This is a genomic window from Borreliella americana (assembly GCF_032595795.2).
Lineage (GTDB): Bacteria > Spirochaetota > Spirochaetia > Borreliales > Borreliaceae > Borreliella > Borreliella americana.
The window spans coordinates 588,053-611,367 of record NZ_CP132449.1; the positions used below are offsets into that span (position 1 = coordinate 588,053).

General features: G+C 28.2%; 17 protein-coding genes. 11 read left to right on the forward strand and 6 right to left on the reverse strand.

Features of this window, described 5'->3' with window-relative positions:
- Positions 1-177: 177 nt before the first annotated feature.
- Positions 178-1,779: a glutamine hydrolyzing CTP synthase gene (pyrG, locus tag QIA00_RS02870; RefSeq protein WP_316257363.1), complete on the forward strand. Its 1,602-nt coding sequence runs from the start codon at positions 178-180 to the stop codon at positions 1,777-1,779.
- Between the two features lie 16 nt (positions 1,780-1,795).
- On the opposite strand, the gene QIA00_RS02875 is transcribed toward pyrG, so the two are convergent.
- Positions 1,796-2,320, reverse strand: coding sequence for a DUF1761 family protein (locus QIA00_RS02875; protein ID WP_316257364.1), 525 nt, complete (start codon positions 2,318-2,320; stop codon positions 1,796-1,798).
- A 139-nt stretch (positions 2,321-2,459) separates the two neighbouring features.
- On the opposite strand from QIA00_RS02875, the gene QIA00_RS02880 reads away from it, so the two are divergent.
- From QIA00_RS02880 to recG, 5 genes are all read left to right on the forward strand, one after another.
- Positions 2,460-3,047, forward strand: coding sequence for a hypothetical protein (locus QIA00_RS02880; protein WP_316257365.1), 588 nt, complete (start codon positions 2,460-2,462; stop codon positions 3,045-3,047).
- A gap of 240 nt (positions 3,048-3,287) precedes the next feature.
- Complete coding sequence (locus QIA00_RS02885) at positions 3,288-4,454, forward strand: methyl-accepting chemotaxis protein (protein WP_316257366.1); 1,167 nt, start codon at positions 3,288-3,290, stop codon at positions 4,452-4,454.
- 83 nt (positions 4,455-4,537) lie between these two features.
- Positions 4,538-8,023, forward strand: coding sequence for a DNA polymerase III subunit alpha (gene dnaE, locus QIA00_RS02890; RefSeq protein WP_316257367.1), 3,486 nt, complete (start codon positions 4,538-4,540; stop codon positions 8,021-8,023).
- Between the two features lie 11 nt (positions 8,024-8,034).
- Positions 8,035-8,613, forward strand: coding sequence for a YggT family protein (locus QIA00_RS02895; RefSeq protein WP_316257656.1), 579 nt, complete (start codon positions 8,035-8,037; stop codon positions 8,611-8,613).
- Between the two features lie 9 nt (positions 8,614-8,622).
- Positions 8,623-10,683: an ATP-dependent DNA helicase RecG gene (gene recG, locus QIA00_RS02900; RefSeq protein ID WP_316257368.1), complete on the forward strand. Its 2,061-nt coding sequence runs from the start codon at positions 8,623-8,625 to the stop codon at positions 10,681-10,683.
- Here the strand turns inward: recG and QIA00_RS02905 are convergent.
- Positions 10,680-11,468 (reverse strand): M15 family metallopeptidase, encoded by a 789-nt coding sequence (locus QIA00_RS02905; RefSeq protein ID WP_316257369.1) that lies wholly within the window; start codon positions 11,466-11,468, stop codon positions 10,680-10,682. The two genes, recG and QIA00_RS02905, sit on opposite strands and share 4 nt — an antisense overlap.
- A gap of 118 nt (positions 11,469-11,586) precedes the next feature.
- Between QIA00_RS02905 and QIA00_RS02910 the strand changes: the two genes are divergently transcribed.
- The 3 genes from QIA00_RS02910 (at position 11,587) to murD (ending at position 15,820) form a co-directional block, all read left to right on the forward strand.
- On the forward strand, positions 11,587-12,936 hold the full coding sequence (locus QIA00_RS02910; RefSeq protein WP_316257370.1) for an MATE family efflux transporter: 1,350 nt from the start codon (positions 11,587-11,589) through the stop codon (positions 12,934-12,936).
- 163 nt (positions 12,937-13,099) lie between these two features.
- Positions 13,100-14,446, forward strand: a complete 1,347-nt coding sequence (locus QIA00_RS02915; RefSeq protein ID WP_316257372.1) for an MATE family efflux transporter — start codon at positions 13,100-13,102, stop codon at positions 14,444-14,446.
- Positions 14,447-14,464: 18 nt separating this feature from the next.
- Positions 14,465-15,820 (forward strand): UDP-N-acetylmuramoyl-L-alanine--D-glutamate ligase, encoded by a 1,356-nt coding sequence (murD, locus tag QIA00_RS02920; protein ID WP_316257373.1) that lies wholly within the window; start codon positions 14,465-14,467, stop codon positions 15,818-15,820.
- Here the strand turns inward: murD and QIA00_RS02925 are convergent.
- Positions 15,817-16,860, reverse strand: coding sequence for a lipid II:glycine glycyltransferase FemX (locus QIA00_RS02925; RefSeq protein ID WP_316257374.1), 1,044 nt, complete (start codon positions 16,858-16,860; stop codon positions 15,817-15,819). The two genes, murD and QIA00_RS02925, sit on opposite strands and share 4 nt — an antisense overlap.
- 9 nt (positions 16,861-16,869) lie before the next feature.
- Positions 16,870-19,074, reverse strand: coding sequence for a methionine--tRNA ligase (metG, locus tag QIA00_RS02930; protein WP_316257376.1), 2,205 nt, complete (start codon positions 19,072-19,074; stop codon positions 16,870-16,872).
- A 154-nt stretch (positions 19,075-19,228) separates the two neighbouring features.
- Here metG and QIA00_RS02935 point away from each other — a divergent pair, with 154 nt between their 5' ends.
- Complete coding sequence (locus QIA00_RS02935) at positions 19,229-20,026, forward strand: 5'-methylthioadenosine/adenosylhomocysteine nucleosidase (protein ID WP_316257378.1); 798 nt, start codon at positions 19,229-19,231, stop codon at positions 20,024-20,026.
- 86 nt (positions 20,027-20,112) lie between these two features.
- The gene (gene pta, locus QIA00_RS02940) at positions 20,113-21,168 is read left to right on the forward strand and encodes a phosphate acetyltransferase (protein WP_316257657.1); all 1,056 of its coding nucleotides are present in this window, start codon (positions 20,113-20,115) and stop codon (positions 21,166-21,168) included.
- On the opposite strand, the gene rsmA is transcribed toward pta, so the two are convergent.
- Both rsmA and QIA00_RS02950 read right to left on the reverse strand, forming a co-directional pair.
- Positions 21,151-21,996 (reverse strand): 16S rRNA (adenine(1518)-N(6)/adenine(1519)-N(6))-dimethyltransferase RsmA, encoded by an 846-nt coding sequence (gene rsmA / locus QIA00_RS02945; protein ID WP_316257379.1) that lies wholly within the window; start codon positions 21,994-21,996, stop codon positions 21,151-21,153. The two genes, pta and rsmA, sit on opposite strands and share 18 nt — an antisense overlap.
- A 26-nt stretch (positions 21,997-22,022) precedes the next feature.
- Complete coding sequence (locus QIA00_RS02950; RefSeq protein WP_316257381.1) at positions 22,023-23,282, reverse strand: ComEC/Rec2 family competence protein; 1,260 nt, start codon at positions 23,280-23,282, stop codon at positions 22,023-22,025.
- Positions 23,283-23,315: the final 33 nt, after the last annotated feature.

The window sequence follows — 23,315 nt, forward strand, 5'->3', positions numbered from 1 at the left end:
AAAGATTTAAAACAATGGCTTAGAAATAGCTTTGTAGCCAGGCATTAATAATTTTTATTTTAGTTTAATGTTTTTGTTTGTTTTAATGCGGGTAAGTATTTTTATTATGATTTGTGAGCTCTTCTTAAGTGTAAGTTTATTTGGATTGAAATTTAAATTTTTAATTTTGGGGTATACATGAAAAAAAACTTAAAGATTTTAGTAATAACAGGAGGCGTGATCTCTGGAATTGGCAAGGGAGTTACATCGGCAAGTATTGCAAGGTTATTTAGATATGATTTTAGAGTTACTCCAATTAAATGTGATGGGTATTTAAATACTGATCCTGGGACTATTAATCCTGTTGAGCACGGAGAAGTTTTTGTGCTTGATGATGGAGGAGAGGTTGATATGGATTTTGGTCATTACGAGAGGTTTTTAAATCTTAATGCGAAGTCTAGTTGGAACATTACAATGGGCAAAATATACAAAAAAATACTTGAAAATGAGCGAAAGGGCAAATATTTAGGAAGAACAGTTCAGCTTATTCCTCACGTTACTGATGAGATCAAGTCTACAATTTTTCAGATTGCAAGTTCTGAGAATAGTGACATGTTGATAATTGAAATTGGTGGAACTGTAGGAGATATGGAAAATATTTTATTTATTGAAACAGTAAGGCAAATAAGACAGGAGATTGGAAGTGGCAATATTTCTTTTATCCATTTAACCTATGTGCCAAGTCCAGCTGGAATTAATGAGCAAAAGTCTAAACCCACTCAACAGAGCGTTAAAACCTTAAATAAAGCAGGTATTTTCCCCGATTTAATTATTGCTAGAAGTTCGCAAGTATTAACAGATCAAATCAGAAAAAAAGTGGCAATGTTTTGTAATGTTGAGAGTACCTCTATTATTGATAATGTTGATGTTTCTACTATTTATGAAATTCCTATATCTTTTTACAAGCAAGGCGTACATGAAATTTTAAGCTCTAAGTTAAATATTAAGGTTGATCCAAAAGTAGAAGAGCTTTCAAAGCTTGTAGGAGTTATAAAATCCAATTTTTTTGCGCCTAAAAAAATTATTAATATAGCTGTTTGTGGTAAATATGCTGAACTTGACGATTCTTATGCATCAATTAGAGAGTCCTTGGTTCATGTTGCAGCCCATTTGGACTTGCTTATTAAAAGCACTTTAATTGATTCTAATGATTTAAATGAGAGCTGTTTAAAAGAGTTTGATGGCATTATTGTTCCTGGTGGCTTTGGAGGTAAAGGATATGAAGGTAAAATTATGGCCATTAAATATGCTCGTGAGAATAATATTCCCTTTCTTGGAATTTGTCTTGGTTTGCAACTTGCTGTAATAGAATTTGCTCGTAATGTTTGTGGAATACTTGATGCTGATACGGAGGAAAATTTAGTAAAAGACAAACCTTTAAAACATCCTGTTATTCATTTACTTCCTGAGCAAAGGGGAATTAAAGATAAGGGCGCTACAATGAGGCTTGGGGGATATCCTGTGATTCTTAAAAAGAATACAATAGCTTTTAAACTTTATGGCCAAGACCGAATAATTGAAAGATTTAGACATAGATATGAAGTTAATAATGATTATATAGATTTATTTGAAAAAAATGGGCTTATAGTATCTGGATTTTCAAGTGATTTTAAAATGGCAAAATTAATAGAAATTCCTAAAAATAAATTTTTTGTGGCTTGTCAGTTTCATCCAGAACTTATTACAAGAATAGAAAATCCAGCTAAGCTTTTTTTAGGACTAATTAAAGCTTGTATTTGAGTGTGTATTTGGTTATTTAGTGAGTAGGCAGGTTCTCAAAATTAATGTTTGTAGCTTTCTCAAATTGTAATATTTTGTAGCTTAAAAATAATTTAAAAAATATGGTTAGTAATATTATTATTAAAAGGTCAAAAAAAGCATTAGCTATTGTTAAATTAAATGGTCTTTTTTCATAGATTATATCGTTTATTACTTTGGGCAAGCTAAATGCAAGCCAAGTTATGCTAGATATTAGTATTGCAGATAATATATTGTAATTTAAGCCCGTTAAGCTTCCAAGAGAGTTGTTAGTAAAAATTATTAAATTGTTGAATAAATTGATAAGAGCATTTATTAAAAAACTTTGTAATAAATGATTTAAAGCTAAAACAAAGATAACAATTATTTTATATTGTTTTTTTTGAATATTTAATGTGTCAGCGCCAGTAATTATTTTTCTTAATAATATTTTTCGGTATATTATTTCTAATAATATTTTAAATAAAGTCATACTGACTATTAATATTAGATTAATATTCGAGAACATAATTTTGATTAACATAATTTTTCCTTTCATTTTTGGCAATGATTTAATTATAATTAGTATATAATAAAATATTTTGATTTCTTTAATAAGATTTGGATTTTATTATACTTATATAATAGCTTTAATTTTTGGCAATTTTTGTTAGGAGGATTGAATGAAAGAAGAAGACATTAGAAAAACAATTTTAATTAAAAGGCTAGTTAAATATTTTTTTGATGAACTTAAGTATAGAATGAAGATTCCTTGTCTTAGAATAAACAATAAAGAGATGAGTACTAAGTATATACTTCTTAATCTTTTTAGGAAAATTGCAAATCTTCCCTTTAATAAGCAATATGAGATAGAAGAGCAGTTTGCTCTTGAAGTTGGCGAGAGAGTTGTGCTTACAGATGCTGTTTTGATTAAAAGAATTGGTCATGAAAGATGTGTTATTGTTGGAATTATTGAAGCAAAAACGGACCAAGTTGATCTTGATTATGAATTTAATAGATTTTTTATTCAGGACAAAAAAACCAACGTTCTTTTTTGGCAGCCCAAAAAAGTTATCCTCAAGCAAGATGATAAATTATTTAAAGCAGAATCAGACGATATTTTTAATTTTGACAATGATTTTAACTTGCCAAAAGTTAAGGCTAAATTAGAAGAGTTTATAGATATTTTTTTATGCTTTTTTTCTTACAGAGATGTTCTTTTTGAGTATAATAAGGTTAGTGGGCGTTATTCTTGGGTAAAAAGAAAGTAACTTTAATTTAAAGTTAGTTTTAAATTTTATTAAATGAGGAGAATGATTTGTATCTTTAGATGGTTTTATGGTTTAAGATGAAAGCTTAAATTTATTTCAAAGTGGTTAATTTTTACCATTTAAATGTAAAAATATTTTTTGTTTATTGAGTATTTGATTTGATATTAAAGTTGGAATAATGTGTCAAATTAAGTACTGGAGACTCTATTCAAAAAAAAAAAAATATGATAAAATCCCTTTATGAAAAAATTTTCGTTTTTTAAAAAAAAGAAAAAAGTTGTTGATTTAAATCTTTTAAATGTTGTTGAAAACAAAAAAGATTTGAGTACTTATGAATATAAGGCTCCTGTTAAGGAAATGCTAAAGGGATTTTATCATACCAAAGCTTCCATTTCTACTCTAAAAGTAGGATTTGAGTCATTACAAAGAATTTTGTTTTCTGGAATAGAAGATTTTGATCGGATATTTTCCACTCTTGTTGAGATGACAAATAATGCTCGTGATCAGATAAGCGTTATTTTTAGTGATCTTGGTAAAAATAATAAGGAAAAATTAAATCAAATATCTTCTGTTATTGTTGGAATTCAAGGCAGCTTAGAAACAATAAGTAATTTTTTGGGTGCTACTAATATGATCTCTCTTAATGCAAAGCTTGAGGCTGCAAGAGCTAAAGAATATGGTAAAGGATTTTCTGTTGTTGCAGATGAGATCAAGCGACTTTCTGATCAGGCAAAAGGTGTTATGAATATGATTTCTGTAAAGGAAATTGAGGAGGTTTCTAAAGATTTAATTTCTCATAACCTTAAGGATTTGCAGATTGATATTGATAAGTTCTTTGCCGAGATTCTTGAACAGCTTAATTATCTTGAGGGCATATTTAAGCGCTTTTCAAAAAGTCAAGAGGAATTTTCTTCTTTGATTGAAAGTCTTGAGAGTATAGATACCAATATGGCTTATTATTCAAGAAATTGTGATTCTTTGATTGGTTCTGATACTTTTATGCTGTCTAATGATGAATTTTTAAAAACGCTAGAATTTATCATCTCAGAGCAATTTTCTTGGATTAATAATTTAAGATTACTTGTTGAGGGGCAAAGGACAATATTCATTCAGACGGATGCTTCCAAGTATGGGTTTGGATTGTTTTATAAAGCATTGTCTCCCAAGAATGATGCTATTAGGCAGTTGTGGGAAGAAGTATACATTCCTTATTTAAATATTAATAAGCTTGCAGCTGAAATTTTGATTATATTTAGGGCAGAGAATCGTAATGATAGCAGTTTAAGGCAAGCTAAAGATTTTTTGTCTCAAGCTGAAAATTTATCTGAAGAAATTGTTAGAAAGCTTGAGCACATTAAAAAGATGGTAATTGAATTAGATAATCAAGGAATTAGTATTTTTTCTTGATTATTTTAATAAGATTTTTTGTAAAAATTTAAATTAGAGATTTAAAATTATGATAACTTTTTAAGTATTTATTTAACTAAGGTTTGTTAAAAATCAAGTTTTATTTTGATAAAATAATTTTAGGTATGAGTTTTAGGGCTAGATTTATTCATCTCCATGTTCATTCAGATTATTCTCTTTTGGATGGAGCTGCAAAAATATCAGATATTATATCAAAAGCAAAAAAATGTAATATGTCGCATATTGCATTAACAGATCATGGCAATCTTTTTGGGGCTATTAAATTTTATAAAGAAGCTAAAAAAGCAGGGATTAAGCCAATAATTGGCATTGAAGCCTATATGGCAAAGACTTCTAAGTTTTTTAAAAAACAGGATGATCTTGGAAAAATGTCTTACCATTTAATTTTGCTTGCCAAGAATGAGCTTGGTTATAAAAACTTATTAAAGTTAACAAGCATTTCTTATCTTGAAGGGTTTTATTATCGTCCAAGGATAGATAAAGAGGATCTTGAAAAATATTCAGAGGGTTTGATTTGTACTTCAGCTTGCATTGGGGGACTTATTCCAAGACTTATTTTGGCCAATAGATTTGAAGATGCTAAGAATGAAATTCTTTGGTTTAAAAAAATTTTTGGCAATGATTTTTATCTTGAGCTTCAAAGGCACGGCATTAAAGATCAAGACATTGTAAATGAAAGATTGATTGAGTATTCTAGGGAGCTTGGACTTCCTTTAACAGCAGCTAATGATTCTCATTATGTTAACAAAGAAGATGCAGCTGCTCAAGACATCATTGTTTGTATTGGTACTGGTGCTAAGAAAAGTGATGAGAATAGATTAAAAATGGAAACCAATGAATTTTATATTAAATCTCAAGAGGAAATGTGTGAACTTTTTAGTGATTTGCCTGAAGCTTTAGAAAATACCGTAAGGATTGCAGAAAAGTGCGATGATTTTAAAATAACTTTTCCAGGCCCTATTTTGCCTGATTATCAAATTCCTGTTGAATTTAATACTCTTGGTGAATATTTGGAATATCTCACTCTTGAGGGGTTGAAATTTAGATATAAAAATTTGACAAGCAAAATAAAAGATAGAGCTTTTTATGAATTGAGTGTAATAATTGGAATGGGTTTTGAAGGGTATTTTTTGATTGTTTGGGATTTTATTAAATTTGCTCATGATAACGATATTCCTGTTGGAGCTGGGCGTGGTTCTGGTGCTGGTTCAATTGTAGCTTATGCTCTTAGAATTACTGATATTGATCCTTTAAAGTATAATTTGCTTTTTGAGAGGTTTTTAAATCCTGAGCGTATTTCTATGCCCGATTTTGATATTGATTTTTGTTTTGAAGGCAGAGATGAGATCATAAAATATGTTACCAACAAATATGGAGAAGATAAGGTAGCTCAAATAATTACTTTTGGAACTTTAAAGCCTAAGGCTGTAGTTAAGGATGTGGCTAGAGTTTTAGATATTCCATTTGCTGAATCAAATGAACTTACTAAGTTTATTCCCGATGGTCCTAAAGTTTCTTTAAAAGAGGTTTTAGATGACAATTCTTTAAAAGAGTATTTTACTAGCAAGCCTGTTTATAAAGAATTAATGAATGCTGCATTGGTTCTTGAAGGAATGAATAGGCATGCTTCAACTCATGCTGCAGGAATTGTAATTTCTAAAACCCCTTTAACCGACTATGTGCCTCTTTATAAGGATTATAAACAAGGTTCTGTTTCTACTCAATACACAATGGATTTGCTTGAAGAATGTGGGCTTGTTAAGATGGATTTTCTTGGTTTGAAAACATTAACGTTAATAAAAAATGCGGAAAATCTTATTAGAAATGTAAATCCAGATTTTAAAATAAAAAATATTCCAGACAATGATGTTAAAACTTTCAAGATGCTAGGAGAAGGGAGAAGTGCATCTGTTTTTCAGTTTGAATCTGAAGGAATGCAGCAAATTCTAAAAGACGCAAAGCCTGACAGCATTGAAGATTTAATAGCCTTAAATGCTCTTTATAGGCCAGGCCCTATGCAATTTATTCCTCAATTTATTGCTGCTAAAAAAGGTGTTAAGAGAATTAAATATCCTCACCCAGATTTAAAGGAAGTTTTAAGGCCAACTTATGGGGTTATTGTTTATCAAGAGCAGGTAATGGAAGTCGCAAAAATAATTGGGGGCTTTTCTCTTGGCAAGGCCGATATTTTAAGACGCGCTATGGGTAAAAAGAAAGAAGACGAGATGGATGAAATGAAAGTCGATTTTTTAAGAGGTGCTATTGAGAAAGGATATGATAAAGAAATTGCTAGTGAAATTTTTGAACTTTTAAAACCTTTTTCGGGGTATGGATTTAACAAATCGCATGCGGCGGCGTATTCTTTAATAGCATATCAAACTGCTTATCTTAAGGCTAATTACCCTGAATATTTTATGGCTGCCAATTTGACTAATGAAATTAATAATAATGATAAGCTTTCTTATTACATTGAAGAGTCAAAAGCCATAGGTATAAACGTACTCAAGCCCGATATAAATCGATCATTTAGGGAATTTCGTGTAACTGATTCTGGAATTTCTTATGGGCTTAATGGGATTAAAAATCTTGGAGGAATTGTTGTTGATTTAATAATTGATGAGAGAGAAAAAAATGGCAAATATAGTTCTTTTGAAGATTTTATAAGACGTGTAGATGATAAAGTAATTAATAAGAAATTTTTAGAATCTGCAATAAAATCTGGACTTTTTGATAGTTTGGGTCAAAATAGAAAGACTTTATTTGAAAATCTTGATCGTTTGATTGAAGTTGTTTCAGAAGATAAAAATAATAAAAAACTTGGTCAAAACAGCTTATTTGGTGCTCTTGAAAGCCAAGATCCAATTCAGCAAAGTTTTAATTATCAAACTTTTAAAGAGTATTCTTATTCTGAGCTTTTAGGATTTGAGAAAGAGCTTTTAGGATTTTATGTGTCGGGCCATCCTCTTGATCCTTATAAAAAGGCAATTGATAGTTTTTCTAGTTTAAATATTTTAAAAGATCTTGCTGCCAAAAAAGATAACATTGTTCAATTTGCTGGCATTTTAAATTCAGTAAAAGTTATTCAAACTAAAAGAAATAATGCAAAAATGGCTTTTGGTATTATAGAAGATTTTAAGGGTGCAATAGATATTGTAGTTTTTACAGAAAGCTATGAAAGGTATAGAAATTTTTTACTTGAAGGCAATGTTATTGGGGTTGTAGGTAGGCTTACGTTTAACAGAGATAAATTTTCAATTGTAGTTGAAAAAGTTGTAAATATTGAGAGACTTTCCGAAGATAAAATAAATAATATTCATATTAAATTTTTAAATAATAAATTAAATGACCTACAATTACTTAATTCTTTAAAGGAAAGTATAAGTAATTTTGAGGACAATTCTGGATTTTCAAATGTTTATTTTTATTTAAGGGAAAATGGTAAGGATTTAAAGTTAAAAATGAATTCAATTTTAAATTTTGTGCCAGATGAAGACAAGCTTGATAAGCTGAGAAAGTGTGTGATAGTTGAAGATGTTTGGGTTGATTAGGAGGTGCTGTGTTGGTTGTTTTAATAGAAATTTTGATGGTATTTTTGCAGATTTATAGGATTTTAATTTTAATTAGGATTCTTCTTAGCTGGCTTGTGTCTTCAGGGATTAATACTAACGTATTTTTCAGATTTATACATATTGTCACAGAACCATTTTTATCTTTTTTCAGAAGAATTCCTTTTTTTACATTTGGTATGTTTGATTTTTCTCCAATTGCAGCTTTAATAACTTTAACTATTTTTGAAAGAATGTTGGCTTATGGGAATTATAAGCTTTCCACATTTATTATTTTATTCATTGTTGAAGTTTGGGGGATATTTAGAAGCATTTTTATTGCTATAGTTTTCTTTTTATTGTTGAGATTATTATTGTTGCTTTTGAATTTGTTCCAAGGCTCAGACTTTTTAAAAACAGTCGATTCATTTTTACTTCCTTTATCCACCAGGATAAGTGGTGTGATTACTGACAAATATATGTCTTATGCTTTACGTTTGATTGTTGGGAGTGCTTTAATGGTAGCATTTATAATTATTATTGAACAGGTTGTATTTGCTATTAGAGTTTTAGGAACATATTTGCCTTTTTAGGAGATTAAAATGTTTTTACATGAGTTTGAATATGAGCTTAAAGGGATAGGTGGGCTTGGTGAAAAAGGGGTTGAAAGGTTAAATAATCTACAAATTTTTAATGTTAAAGATCTTATTGAATTTTTCCCTGTAAAATATGAAGATCGTCAAAATATACAAACTTTTCCGGATTTTTCTAAGGTGAAAAGTTGCGATATGATGACGGTGTTCACTGTTGTGGGGCATAAAAAATTTGGGGATAGTTCTAAAAAAAATTTAAAGCTAACTGCTATAAGTGTAAATGATGAGTCTTTTGAAATTTTACTTTTTAATAGGGCTTTTTTAGAGAATGTTTTTAAAATAGATAAAAAATTCTATATTTACTCTAAATTTACTTATAACGATTATAGTGGTTTGTGGAGTTGTTCTAATTTTGACAGTGAAGTTTATAGTGACAAACCCGAAAGGTTTAAAAAAATTCTTCCTGTTTATTCTTTGACAGAGGGATTAACATCAAAGAAAATTTCATTATATGTAAGAGAAGCTCTTGAATATTTTTTTAAGTTTGGTCAAACAGATATTCCTAAATTTTTAATAGAAAAGTATTCTTTATTATCGTTAAGTGATGCTTTAAAAGAGATTCACTTTCCAAGTTCATTAGAAATGCTTGAAAAGGCAAAAAAAACTTTAATTTATAGAGAAATTTTCTTGCTTCAGTTTTTTTCAAGGTACAGATCATCCAAGGTTCTTTTTCGAGAAAAAAGGCATTTATCAAAAAATTTGCTTGAAAGGGTTATTTCGAGTTTGCCCTTTGAACTTACAGAAGATCAAAAAATTTCTGTTGATGAAATATTCTCAGATCTTAACTCTTCTAAGCCAATGAATAGGTTGCTTCAAGGTGATGTTGGAAGTGGCAAAACCCTTGTTGCTTTACTTTCGGGGCTTCCTTTAATTGAAGCTGGATATCAGGTAGCGTTTATGGCTCCTACCGATCTTTTGGCTCGTCAGCATTATGATAATTTATCTAACATACTGTTGTCTTTTAACATTTCAATGACTCTTTTGACTGGCAGTTTGAAAAAGAAGGATAAGGAGCAAGCACTAGAAAGCATTAAAAATGGTGCTTCTGGCTTAATAGTTGGAACACACGCTATTTTTTATGAAAGTACAGAATTTAAAAGACTAGCATATGTTATTATTGACGAGCAGCATAAATTTGGAGTTGTTCAAAGAGAAGAGCTCAAGAACAAAGGAGAGGGGGTAGACATGCTTTTAATGTCTGCAACGCCTATTCCTAGAAGTTTTGCGTTAACACTTTTTGGCGATCTTGAAGTTTCTTTTATTAAAACCTTGCCTAAGGGTCGATTGCCTATTACTACTTATTTAGCAAGGCATGGCAATGAAGATAAAGTTTATGAGTTTTTAAGAAAAGAGCTCTTAAAAGGGCATCAGGTTTATTTTGTTTATCCATTAATTTCATCTTCAGAAAAATTTGAATTAAAAGATGTTAATAATATGTGTTTAAAATTAAAAGAAGTATTTAGCGAATATGTTGTAGATATGCTTCATTCCAAGTTGCCATCCGATTTAAAAGAAGAAATTATGAAAAATTTTTATTCAAAAAAAGTAGATATTTTGGTAACTACTAGTGTTATTGAAGTTGGAATTGATTGTCCAAATGCAACTTGTATGGTGGTAGAACATGCTGAGCGTTTTGGACTTTCTACTTTACATCAAATTAGGGGTCGTGTTGGTAGAAGTAATTTACAATCTTTTTTCTTTTTACTTTATAAAGAACCTTTGACAAGTGCTGGAAAATTTAGATTGAAAACTATAAAAGAAAATTTGGATGGATTTAAAATAGCAGAAGAAGATTTAAGGTTAAGAGGGCCCGGTAATTTATTTGGACTTGAACAAGCAGGATATTTAAAATTAAAAATAGCTAATTTTGTTGATGATAGAGATGTTATAGTATTGATTAGAGAAGAACTCGATTTATTTTTTTATGATAATTCTGCTTATGACAAGCTTGATATTGATTTACTAGATAATCTTTTTTGCTCTTATTTGAATGTCGGACGAAGTATTTAGTTTGCGTATTTTTCAATTAGGTTAATAAGATTTGTTTTGTTATGGTGCCAAAATTCAAGAAGTTTATGTTGTAAGTTATTAAAATATTTTTGCTGAATCAAGCATGGCTTAGGCCCTATGTATAAGTAGTGCCAAGGCTCTGCTTTATATCCGGTTTCTATTTCATATCCTTTTGGGTATGAAATAGAAAATCCATATTTTAAAGAATTTTCATAAAGCCATTTTCCTTCTTTTGTGTTTAGTAAATTATCATCTAGATTGATAAAATCTATTGCTGTTCCCATATGATGTTGAGAATGGCCTGGAATTGCTGATTGAGTTTCTGCAACTTTTTTGCCATAAGTTTTGACATTGTAATCAAATAAAAAATTTTGGTATTTTTGTGTTCTGTAAGCGGATTTAATTTTAATTTCAATTCCAATTTTTTTTGCATCTTTTATTAGTTGAATTAAATCTTCTATTAATATTTTTCTTACTTTAATAGTCTTTGTTCCAATATTTTTAAGATCTTTAAAATCATCAATATTTACCAGATCAGGTATTGTATAATTTATAGGAATTGGTATTTTTTTATTTATTAGAGTTAGAAGGTTATTTTTTTCTGCATCTACTAAGGGTTTTATTTCTTTTAAGAACTGAATAGGATTTTTTTTAATAAAATTTTTGCATTCCTTATTCATTGTTTGGACAATCTTTAGCAGTATTTCTAAATCTTTTTTTGAAATGTTGTTAGCTAACAAAGATAGGTTAATAAATAGAAGTAGTAAAACATAAATTGATTTCATATTATTTAATTATAATATATTTTAGTATAATTAATAGTTGATTCTAAATATATACATATTCTATATTGGATTAAATTTAGTTAAAAGTAATAAATAAAGGAGACTGTATATACGTAATATGATCAAAAAGTTTAAAAATTATAATCAGATAATAAAAGAGTTATTTATTATAGCTATTCCCACAGCTTTTGAATCGCTTTTATTTCAAATGGTAACTTTTTTTGATAATTTTATGATCTCCTATTTGGGCTCTTTTCACGTTACGGGAGTTTCTTTGGCAAATAGAGTAACTTTTCTTTTTTTTATTATTGTATTTGGACTTGGTACAGCTTTAAGCGCGTACGCGTCCCAAGCAATTGCAAAAAAGAAGTTTCTTCAAGTAAGACAATCTTTTGCTTATATATTGTCAATTGGAACTGTAATAGGAATAATTTTTTTTATATTTTCATTTCTTTTTCCAAGAAACATTATAAAGCTATTTACAGCTAATCAAACTTCTTTAAATTTTGGATCAGAGTATTTAAAAATTATTTCGTGGTCTTACTTGTTAATGGCATATTCTTTTTTATCGGCTATGGGTTTTAAGAGTGCCAAAGAAGTAAAAATACCCTTATATGTTACTTCTATTGTTGTTTTAATAAATATTGTTTTTAATTATATTTTGATTTTTAGTTTTAGTATGGGAATAAAAGGTGCTGCATATGCTACTGTGCTTTCTAGAATTGTTGAGTTTGTTTTTTATTTTTTATATAGTCTGATAAGCAGTAATTCGTATTATAAGGTTAAGTTTGGCGATTTTTTTGCTTCAAAGGTAGTTACTAGGGCTAATTTAAAACTGATTATACCTGTTTTGTCTCACGAGATTTTTTGGGTCTTGAGTATAACTATTTTGCATGCATTTTATGCTCGTGTTGGGAGCATTGAATACGCTTCATTTGCTGTTGCATCAAATCTTTTTGACATTTGTTTTGTATTGCTTCATGGTATGGGACTTGCAACAGGGGTTGTTATGGGGCATTTAATGATTTATGATAAAAAACATGTCAGATCGGTTGGATTTTTTTTATCTTTTTTGGGATTTCTTTTGGGCATTTTTGTAGTTATTTTGCTTATTGGAATATCGAGATTTGCACCTTATATTTTTAGTAATTTAGATTCTCCCGAACTTGTTAGCGTGTTTATTTATGTTTTTGCAAGCATTGTAGTTTTTAAAGCTTTTACGGCACAAGTTCTTGTTGGGGTTTTTAGGGCTGGGGGGATACCAAATGTTTGTTTTTTTATTGAATCGGGAGTAATTGTTTTTTATACGCTTCCAGTTGCTTATTTATTGGTGTTTTATACAAATTTAAGTTTACCAATAGTAATTTTTATTGTAAATCTGGAAGAGATCATTAAAAATATATTTATCATAATTGAATTTTTTCACGATGATTGGATACGAGAGATTGAGTATGAAGAACTTGCTTGAGTATGGGGCAGCGTGATATATTTAGTGTTAATATAAACTTTAATAATCTTGGTGAATCTAAATTCATTCTGATTATGCTGATTTAAAAGTAATTCCTTTTGTTTTATTATAGGTCCTTGTATTTGTCTTTTTAAAAATATTGATTTTTTATTTGGAGAATTTTATGTATTCATTAAGTGCATCAAAAAAGGATAAAATTTATAAAGATCTTTTAAAAATCGCAATTCCAACTGCCATTGAGTTTTTTTTATTTAATTTTATTTCTCTTACAGATAATGCCATGGTTGCATATCTTGGTGATTATCCTGTTGCAGGAGTTTCTCTTGCAAATAAATTTTTTGAACTGTTTGTTACTATTGGGTTTGCTATGGTAGGAGCTTACAATATAATTGCTACAAGGCAATACAATCAGGGCGATTTTAAGAGCTTTAGAAATACATTTTTTATTAGTATATTAATTATTATTTTATTTTCTTTTCCATTTATAGTTATTTCTAGATTGAATCCCCTTTTTTTACTCAGATTGATTTCTAATGATGCGAAGGCAGTTTATTATGGGGCTATATATTTAAACATAGCTATTTTTTCTTTCGTATTTGCAATTATAAAAGGGCTTGTTGCTAATGCTCTTAAGGTTATTGAAATTGTTAAATTCCAAGTTTACATTTCTATTTTTGCAGTTTTTTTAAATTTAATATTAAATTATATTTTTATTTTTGTTTTTAATATGGGGGTAGTTGGGGCTGCTATTGCAACAACAGTTGTTCGTACTGTAGAGCTTATTGTTTATCTTTTTTATACAGTGTTTAATAAGAATTCGATTTTAAACCTTAAGCTTGATGATTTAAGTGTTAATGTTAATTTGTTTTTTCAGCTAATTAAATTTTTTATTCCAATTATTTTAAATGATTTTATTTGGTTTTTTGGCTACCTTGTACTGACATCAATTTTTATAGGAATTGATGTTCACAGGTATGCTGCTTACAGTATATCTTTTTCTGTTTATTTTATTATCTTTAATATAATTAATTCCTTTTGTATTTCTTTGAATATTATGATGGGCTATGAAATGCATAATAGTAAAAAAGAAGTTATGAAAGTTGCAATTTATTTAGGTAGAATTGGCTTAAAGCTTGCTTTTTTAACATCTTTTGTATTGTTTGTGTTTTCATTTTTTGCTCCATATATTTTTTATACATTAAAATATTCGCACCTTATAGGAATTATTTTAAGGTATTCTTCTGTTTCTGCCTTTTTTATGGCTCTTGCTTTTCAATATCTTTTTGGATTTTTTCGCGCAGGAGCATCTCCAAGTTTTGGCGCTATTATGGAAGGCTCTGTAACTTTTATTTATACTATTCCTATTGCTTTTGTTTTAGCAAATTATACAAATTTGCCTTTTGAAATTGTTGTTTTTATTCCAGCTCTTGAGGATGCAATCAAACTTGCTATTTCACTTCCTTATTTTTATAGTGAAAGGTGGATTAAATCTATTAAAACAGGCTGGTAAGTTTGATATAATCTTATTGTGCGTTTAGACGAAATTAAAGATTTAAAATTTTTAGTCATGGGTTTAGGTATTAATGGGGGAGGAGTAGCTCTTTCTAGATTTTTATTAAAGCATGGGGCAAAGTTAGTAATTACTGATCTTAAAAGTGAGGCAGAATTAGCTTTAAGCATTGATTCTTTAAAAGATTTTGATAATCAAATTAGGTATGTTTTGGGCAGACACGATATAAACGATTTTAAAAGTGCTGATATTGTTGTGAAAAATCCCAGTGTGGAACCCAATAATAAATATTTAAAGCTTGCAAAACGAGTTGAAACGGATATTAGCTTATTTTTGATGTTCAACAAGAATCCTATAATTGCAGTAACAGGCACCAAAGGTAAATCTACTCTTGTGTCTCTTTTGTATCAAGTTTTGAAAAAAAAATATCCAAAAACAAAGCTTGGAGGAAATATTGGCGTGTCTCCTTTGAGTTTTTTTGATCAACTTGACGGAAGATTTCCTGTGATTTTAGAGCTCTCTTCTTGGCAATTACAATCTTTAGATAATTTTAATCCTATTCTTAGCATTATTACAAATGTTTATAACGATCACCAAAACTATTATATAAATTTTGATGACTATATTATCGACAAGTCAAAAATTTTTGTAAATCAAACTTCAGGAATTGTGATTATTCAGGACAGGGCTTATTACAAATATTTTTCAAAATTCAAATCAAAAGCCAAAGTTGTTTTATTTTCCGAATCCAATCCTTATGATCTTGATCAAGATATTTTTTATTGCAATAAAGGCAAGGTATATTTTAATGACAACCTGATTGGAAGTTTTTCTGATTCACAAGTTGTTTTTATGATTCCCAAATTTATTTCTTTTTTTGTTTCATATTATTTAAATATAGACCTTAATCATACGTCTCAGATTTTAAATAATTTTAAAGGCATTGAGCATAGATTAGAGTTTGTTAGATTAGTTCAAAATGTAATGTTTTATAATGATACAGCTTCAACTATTCCTGAGTCTACGGTTTTATCTGTTAAAAGTTTAAAAACAAAAGATAATCACATTAACTTAATTGTTGGAGGAACCGATAAAGAACTTGATTTTTCAAGTTTTAGTAAGATAATAAATATTGTGAAAACTTGGATCTTAATAAAAGGTAGTGCAACTGTAAAAATTATTAAAATTTTAGAAAAAAGTAGCATACAATATTTTGTATTTGATTCTTTAAAAGACGCAGTAAATTATTCTCTTAAAATTTCAAATTCAGGTGACATTGTATTATTTTCTCCTGCTAGTGCTTCTTTTGAGCTTTTTAATAATGAGTTTGATAGAGGCTTGCAATTTAAAAATTTAGTTAATATGCTTGGTTAAATTTTTTTCCTTAATACTTTGTAATAAAAGTATCTAAGTTTTTCAAGATTTGCATAAATTTTATAAATAAAATTTTTGTAAGTAAAATCATAGCATCCAATTCTGTGAATAATATTTCCTCCAAATCCTGTTTTAAAACCAAAAAGACCATATAAAGGATGTTTTTTATTTGCAATTGGGGGAATTCCTAATAAATCATATTCTTTTATTCCTAATTTTTTTAAAATTTGTATTGCTTTAAATTGTACTGCGTAATTGGGCATTAAATTTCTATGTTCTTTGCTTGAAGCCCCGTAAAGATAGACGGCTTTTTCTTTGTAAATTCCCACTATTATTCCAGAAATAATTATGTTGTTGTAAAATGCAATTATCAATTTTATTTGGGCATTTTTATCTTGTTTGAATATTTGAACGAGGTTTTGTATATATTCTTCTGAGTGAATAGCAAATTTATCTCTTTTACTAGTTTCTTTATAAAGTGTATAAAATTCATTTAAATGTTTGAATTTATCATCTATTAATATGTTTAGATTTTTTTTTGTGCTGAGCTTTATGTTGTATCTTGTTTTTTTTTTCATGTTAAGCAAAATATTCTCAAGAGAATTATTTAAGTTTAATATTGTTGTGTTTGAAGGCTGTATGTCATCAAATGATTTTTTTAGGTATTTGATTTTAATTTTTATTGGAAAGTATTTGTCATTCAGTTTTCTTTGATAGTAATACATTAAATCAAATCTTAAAAAGATTGTATTTTTATGTAAGTAGGGTTTTATTTTTATGCTAAATTCTTTAATACTTTTGCTGATTTTATCAATATTAATGTTGTCAAGAGTTTTGTTTGAAAACTCTGGATGTGGAATATATGCTAAGTAAAAATTTTTAAACAGCCTTCTTTGCATTACAACAATTTTACCAAGGACATCACTCTCAAATGCTATGGCTTTCCAATTGTTGTTTTTTGTTGTTTTTATTAATGTCCACAGCTCGCTTTGAAGATAATTTTCTTCCATTTCTTTTGTTTTTATTTTTTTAATGGTCATTAATAGCTCTTAGCAAACTGTTCCGTTTGTAATATCTTTAGACAAAATTTTTTTCTTAGAATTTTCTAATATTAAATTTATTCCGTTTATTTTAAGTTCTCCGTTTTCTGCTACTATATTTGCTTTTAAAAATTTATTTATGTCAATTCTAGGCGGACAGGCAAGATCTTTATTCTGATCATTTTCAAGGATTACTCTCTCTCCAGCAATAGGATTTTGTATTGAATCTTCTACAATTATGACTTTAAAATTTTTATTTTTGTCCTCAACAGCTATTAGCATTCCTTCAGATTTTATTCCCCTAAACTTTGCGGGCTTTAAATTATCTACTATTATTATATGTTTTCCTAAAAGCTCTTCTTCTGTATAATACCCTTCAAGGCTGCTTACTATTTGTTTATCCTTTCCAGTTTTGTCATCCAGTTTTAATATGAATAAGTTTTTAGCTTCGGGGTTTCTTTCTATTTTATTTATTTTTACAACTCTTAAGAGCACTTTTTCTCTAAACAAGTTTTCCGGTTGCTCTTTTTCTATAGGCAAGGTTTCTGCTTGTTCGTTTTCTTTCATGTTTTTCTCTCCTGAATATTTTAGCTTTAAATTGGTGATTTTTTTTTGCTCTAGTTTATTGAATAATATTTCTGTAAATTCAATTTTTTTAATTCCCGATTTAGTTCCAAGAATTTTGGTTGAAAATTTATAACTGTTGCCAAAGAATTTTTGTATCTTTTTGCTTGTTTCAGGAATAAATGGCATCATTAAAATAGATAAGTCTCTGATTAGGTATATTAGGTTTGAGATTAGTGCTTTTGTTTCTTGTGGAGAGCTGTCTTTTCTTTTCCATGGTTCGTTATCTTGAAATATTTTGTTTCCAAGGGATGAAATTTTAAGTATTTCTTTGAGTGCAGATTTTAGTTCTGTCTTTTTGAAAAGATTTAATATTTTACTATATTTCGGTGTTATTTGTTTCCAAAATTTATTTTGAATTTCTATTTTTTCTATTACATCTCCAAAGAATTTTCTTTGAAATGTTAATACTCTGTTTACAAGGTTTGAAAAATTATCAATAAGCTCTGTATTTACTCTTTCCATGAGATCTTGCCACATGAATTGAAAATCAGATTTTTCAGGTCTGTTATAATAAATATAAAATCTCCAAATATCAGAGGGGATTCCTGTAGTAATAGCATCGTTTCCAAAAATTCCTGTTCCTTCTGATTTTGAAAATTTGAGATTTTCATAATTTAAGTATTCGCTTGATGAAAGTTGATTTAATATTGTCCAATTTTCTTCGCTTCCAATTTCTATGCAAGGGAATATAATTGTATGAAATAATATATTGTCTTTTCCAATAAATTGTACAAGGTTTACTTGATCATTGTTTTTCCACCAAGATTTCCAATTTTTGACAATGTTTTTGGTAATTGAAATGTATCCTATTGGAGCATCAAACCACACATAAAATACTTTATTTTCATAACCCTTTTTGGGTACGGGAATTCCCCATTTAAGGTCTCTTGTAATTGCTCTTTCTTTAAGGCCATCTCTTAAAAAAGCTTTTGTCATTTTAAGAGCATTGGTATTCCAATTCTTGTTAGTATCTGGATTTTTTATCCATTTTTCAAGTTTTGTTTTTATTTTGGGAAGATCTAAATAAAGATGATTGGTTTTTTTTAAAATAGGTTTGTTTTTGCAAATTATGCATTTTGGATTTATTAGGTCTGTTGGATTTAGAAGCTTAGAACAGTTGTCGCACTGATCTCCTTTAGCCATGCTTTGGCATTCTGGGCATTCTCCTATTACATATCTATCAGCTAAGAACATTGAATCTTTATTGCAAAAAAACTGTTCAGTTTCTCGTTCTTTTATATATCCGTTTTTTTCTAATTGTAGGAAAAATTTTTGTACAATGTCTTGATGGTGCTTGTTGGTTGTGCGACCAAAGATGTCAAATTCAATATTGAACCATTTGTAAATTGATTTATGTATTTCATAATATTTATTGCAAAGTTCTAAAGGGGTAGTATTTTCAATTAAGGCTTTGGTTTCTGTGGCTGTTCCATATTCATCTGTTCCACAGATATAAAGAGTTTCAATTCCTGACATTTTCGAATATCTTGCAAAAGCATCAGCTGATAGTACTTGAACTAAATTTCCAAGATGAGGGATGTTATTAACATAGGGTAGAGCAGCTGTAACTAGATTCATTTTTTTCATTTAGTTTCCCCTTTTTATGCTATTAATATTGTAATATGGATAAGATATTTTTTTTCAATTTCTTTTACAAAAATTCTTTTAAAAGTAATTAAGTTTTGATTTTTTTTTGTAAAAAATGATATAAATATTCTTTTACTATAAGGAGTGTGAGTTTATGAATAATTGTTTCATAAAATTTTTTATTTTTTTATTAGTTTTTTCAAACGGTTATGTTGCTTTTTCTAAAAATGTCAATGTTTTAATAGTAACTGCTATGGACTCTGAGTTTGATCAGATAAATAAGCTCATGTCTAATAAGGAAGAAATAGTTCTCAAGGAGTATGGTCTTAATAAAAAGATTTTAAAGGGAAAGTTGTCCAATCGCAATGTTATGCTTATTATTTGTGGTGTTGGTAAGGTTAATGCGGGCTTGTGGACTAGCTACATTTTGTCAAAATACAATATAAGTCATATCATTAATTCTGGCGTTGCTGGTGGTGTTGTTAGTGCTAAATACAAAGATATTAAAGTGGGAGATGTGGTGGTGTCTTCAGAGGTTGCATATCATGATGTTGATTTGACTAAATTTGGATACAAGGTAGGACAGCTTACAGGAGGATTGCCTCAAAAATTTAATGCCAATAAAAATTTAATTAAGAGTGCCATAGAAGCCGTTAAATCAAAGGTTGGAGGTTCTAATGCATATTCAGGATTAATAGTTTCAGGAGATCAGTTTATTGATCCAACTTATATTAACAAAATTATAGGAAACTTTAAAGATGTAATAGCCGTTGAGATGGAAGGAGCTGCAATAGGGCATGTTTCTTATATTTTTAATATACCTTTTATAGTTATTAGGTCAATATCTGACATTGTAAATAAAGAAGGGAATGAGGTTGAATTTAGTAAATTTACTAAAATAGCTGCTTTCAATTCAGCCAAAGTTGTGCAAGAAATTTTAAGAAAACTTTAAGAAATATTTAATTTTTATAATTGAAAATCATGTACGAAAAAGATTTTTTATTTTAAAATGTCTTTTTTTATGCATTATCAATTGTGTTGTATTCTTTTTATAAGGTGTTTTGTTTAAAAGATTATGTTTTTAATAAGGCAAGGATATTTGTAAAAGAGAATAAACTTAGAGCCAATGTAGTTTTTCCCGAAAGTAGTGATCCTAGAGTTTTAAAGGCAGCTATTGTTGTTTTGCAAAAAAATCTTGCAGATTCAATTATTTTGATAGGGAAAAAAGATCCTGTTATTAATTCTTTAAAAGAATTTTCCAATTGTAATGATATTTTAGAAAGAATAGAAGTTATTGACCCCAATTTTTTTCCAGATATTGAAATGTATTTGGATGAATATTGGAGTTTGCAAAAATTAAAAGGAGTTACGAAGCAAAGTTTAAAGGCTCAAGTTTTAGATGAAATTACTTTTGCTATGCTTATGGTAAGATTTGGTTATGCTAAATCTTGTGTTTGTGGGGCTGTTTCAACTTCTGCTAAAGTTTTGTCTAATGCTTTAAGAATAATTCCCAAGTTGGAAGGTGTTAAGATTATATCATCTTTTATGATTATGGATACTTTATGCACTGCTAGTAATGTTGATTTTTGTTTTGGACATAATGGAATCTTATTTTTTGCAGATTGTTCTGTAGTAGTTAATCCCAATTCTTTAGAGCTTGCAGAAATTGCATTGCAAAGTGCTAAATCTTTTAAAGATATTTTAAATGCAAAGCCCAAGGTTGCTCTTTTGAGTTTTTCAACAAAAGGGTCTTCTTGTGTCAAAGAAGCTGAAAAAGTAAAAAATGCTTTAGATATTGTTAAGAATAAAGAGAGTGATTTACTTATTGATGGCGAGCTTCAACTTGATTCGGCCATAATAAAAGATGTTGCAGAAAAAAAATGTAGAGAATCTTTAGTAGCCGGTTCTGCCAATGTTTTAATATTTCCCAATTTAGATGCAGGTAATATTGGTTATAAATTAGTAGAGAGACTTGCTTTTGCCAAGGCCTACGGTCCCTTTTTGCAAGGTTTTTCCAAGCCCATTAGCGATCTTTCAAGGGGTTGCTCTGTTGATGAAATTGTATTTGCAAGTGCTTTAATGATAAGCAGTTAAAGTGTTGGAAATTTGTATAAATTCCTCAACAGAAATGTTTTCAGGTCTTTTGTTTAAATATTTATTTAGAAAATTTTCTCTCAGAATAGCTTTATTGGCAATGAAATTAATAATAGTGTTTTTTAATTTCTTTCTTCTGCTTGAAAATACAGTTCTAACTAATTTGTTAAATTCTCTGAAGTCTTTTATGTTGTTTTTTTTAGGAATTAATTTTAGTGTTGTAGACTTAACCTTGGGTGCAGGATAAAAATTGTTTTCCCCTATATCTAATATTTTAATTACCTTGAAGTGTGATTGTACTAGGACTGTAAATGAAGAATAGTTTTTGCTATTTATTTTTGCAGTTATTCTGTCAGCTAATTCTTTTTGTACTGTGAATACCATTTCTTTTAAAAAATTTTCTTCAATTAATTTAGATATTACTTTTGATGCAATATTGTATGGCAAATTTGAAAATATTTTATCAATGTTTTGATTTTCGTTTTTGTATTTTTTTAAAAAATCCCCTTTTATCAATTTAAAGTTTTTTAATTTTCCAAATTTTTCATTTAATATTTCTGAATATTTTAAATCAATTTCAAATGCGGTTAAAAGATTGGTTTTTTTTAATAAAATCTCAGTCATTGCGCCAAGGCCTGGGCCAATTTCCCAGATTTTTTCATTTTCTTTTATATTTAAGCTTTCTATTATTTTTTGCCTTATGCTTTCATTGATTAAATAGTTTTGGCCCCACAATTTTCTTGGAGCAATTTTTTTTTCTTTTAATGTTTGTTTTATGCTCGCTATGCTATTATAGTTGATATTCATAGATAAAAGAGATAGTACCATATTATTCTTTATAATGGCAGCTATTTTTAAATTATTTTAATTTTTTTAGTTTCGTTATTATAAATAATGTAAGTTATAAGAAGAATACTTAATATTAAAAATATAGGTATTTGATGGTGCTTGACAATGAAGAATTTGCTAAAAAATACCGCTGCAATTTTTATTGTTTGAAATATATAGGCATTTATAAGGTCAAGGGGAAAAAATAAATTTAAGCTTGAAAAGTAAGTTATTAAGCTTAATATTGTTATTGCTAAGAAAATTGATATTAATGGAATAGCTATTAAATTTGACAATACTGAGATTGGCGTTAGATCAAAATTATTAACATAAATTACTGGCGAGGTGAATATTTGAATAAAAAATGTTGTAAGCATTGACGATGTTAGTATGTTAAGACCATATCTATTTTTTAGATGAACTGATACTGATATCCCTATTGTTGCAAGATAGGAGAGCTGAAAACCTATTGAATTTAGCGTTTTGGGGAATATAAGAGCATTTATTATAAAACTAATAGATGTGCAGCTTATTAAATTAATTTTGCCATAAATTAGTTTATATATTATAAGAGATTCTGTCATTAAAAATGCTCTTAGTGTTGAAGGTGCAAATCCAGTTAATATTAGATAATTTAATAAAATTATACTTAATATTAAGTATTTTAATTTTTCATTTGTGATTATTAAAAGCAAATAATAACTTATTAAACTTATTAGATAAAAATGCAGGCCAGATACTACTAAAATATGGGCAATCCCTGCATTTTGAAATAATGTTTTTTCATATTTTGTTATTTCTGATTTGATATTCAAAATTATTGCTTTTGAAAAATGGGAATAACTAAGATTTAATGCAGCAAAAAAATTGTTTAACGTGTTTATATATTTTTCTCTAAGCTTGGCAAGAAAGGGCCTTTTAATAAGGTTTATTTTTTGATTTTCAATGTTAATAATATCTCCTATTTTGTAAATATTTTCAATATTTTTGAAGCTATATTTGTATATATTTGATTTATTGTCAATTACTTCTATAATAGTTTTTGAATCTTTTTTAAAATTTTTAATGTTTGTTATTTGGTAAATATTTTTTTTAAATGTTTTACAATTTAATCTAGCCTGAAAGCTTAATAGCAATATTGTGCAAAAAATAAAACTAAGTGCTAAGTGTTTGTTATTTTTTAATATAAAAAATAATGCTAGTATTGTGTTAAAATAAATTAAATTGAATTTTAAATAATATTGAATCACTAAATTAAGTGAAATAAGGACAAATATTAAAATCATTTTATAATATTCTTATTTTTATTTATAAATAAT

Bases quoted from the DNA above. Each gene is read 5' to 3' on its own strand.
- QIA00_RS02905 (WP_316257369.1), bottom strand. From the start codon at position 11,468: ATGAAATCAATTTATGTTTTACTACTTCTATTTATTAACCTATCTTTG.
- recG (WP_316257368.1), top strand. From the start codon at position 8,623: ATGTTTTTACATGAGTTTGAATATGAGCTTAAAGGGATAGGTGGGCTT.
- QIA00_RS02915 (WP_316257372.1), top strand. From the start codon at position 13,100: ATGTATTCATTAAGTGCATCAAAAAAGGATAAAATTTATAAAGATCTT.
- QIA00_RS02910 (WP_316257370.1), top strand. From the start codon at position 11,587: ATGATCAAAAAGTTTAAAAATTATAATCAGATAATAAAAGAGTTATTT.
- QIA00_RS02950 (WP_316257381.1), bottom strand. From the start codon at position 23,282: ATGATTTTAATATTTGTCCTTATTTCACTTAATTTAGTGATTCAATAT.
- QIA00_RS02925 (WP_316257374.1), bottom strand. From the start codon at position 16,860: ATGACCATTAAAAAAATAAAAACAAAAGAAATGGAAGAAAATTATCTT.
- QIA00_RS02875 (WP_316257364.1), bottom strand. From the start codon at position 2,320: ATGTTAATCAAAATTATGTTCTCGAATATTAATCTAATATTAATAGTC.
- pyrG (WP_316257363.1), top strand. From the start codon at position 178: ATGAAAAAAAACTTAAAGATTTTAGTAATAACAGGAGGCGTGATCTCT.
- metG (WP_316257376.1), bottom strand. From the start codon at position 19,074: ATGAAAAAAATGAATCTAGTTACAGCTGCTCTACCCTATGTTAATAAC.
- QIA00_RS02935 (WP_316257378.1), top strand. From the start codon at position 19,229: ATGAATAATTGTTTCATAAAATTTTTTATTTTTTTATTAGTTTTTTCA.
- QIA00_RS02885 (WP_316257366.1), top strand. From the start codon at position 3,288: ATGAAAAAATTTTCGTTTTTTAAAAAAAAGAAAAAAGTTGTTGATTTA.
- rsmA (WP_316257379.1), bottom strand. From the start codon at position 21,996: ATGGTACTATCTCTTTTATCTATGAATATCAACTATAATAGCATAGCG.
- QIA00_RS02880 (WP_316257365.1), top strand. From the start codon at position 2,460: ATGAAAGAAGAAGACATTAGAAAAACAATTTTAATTAAAAGGCTAGTT.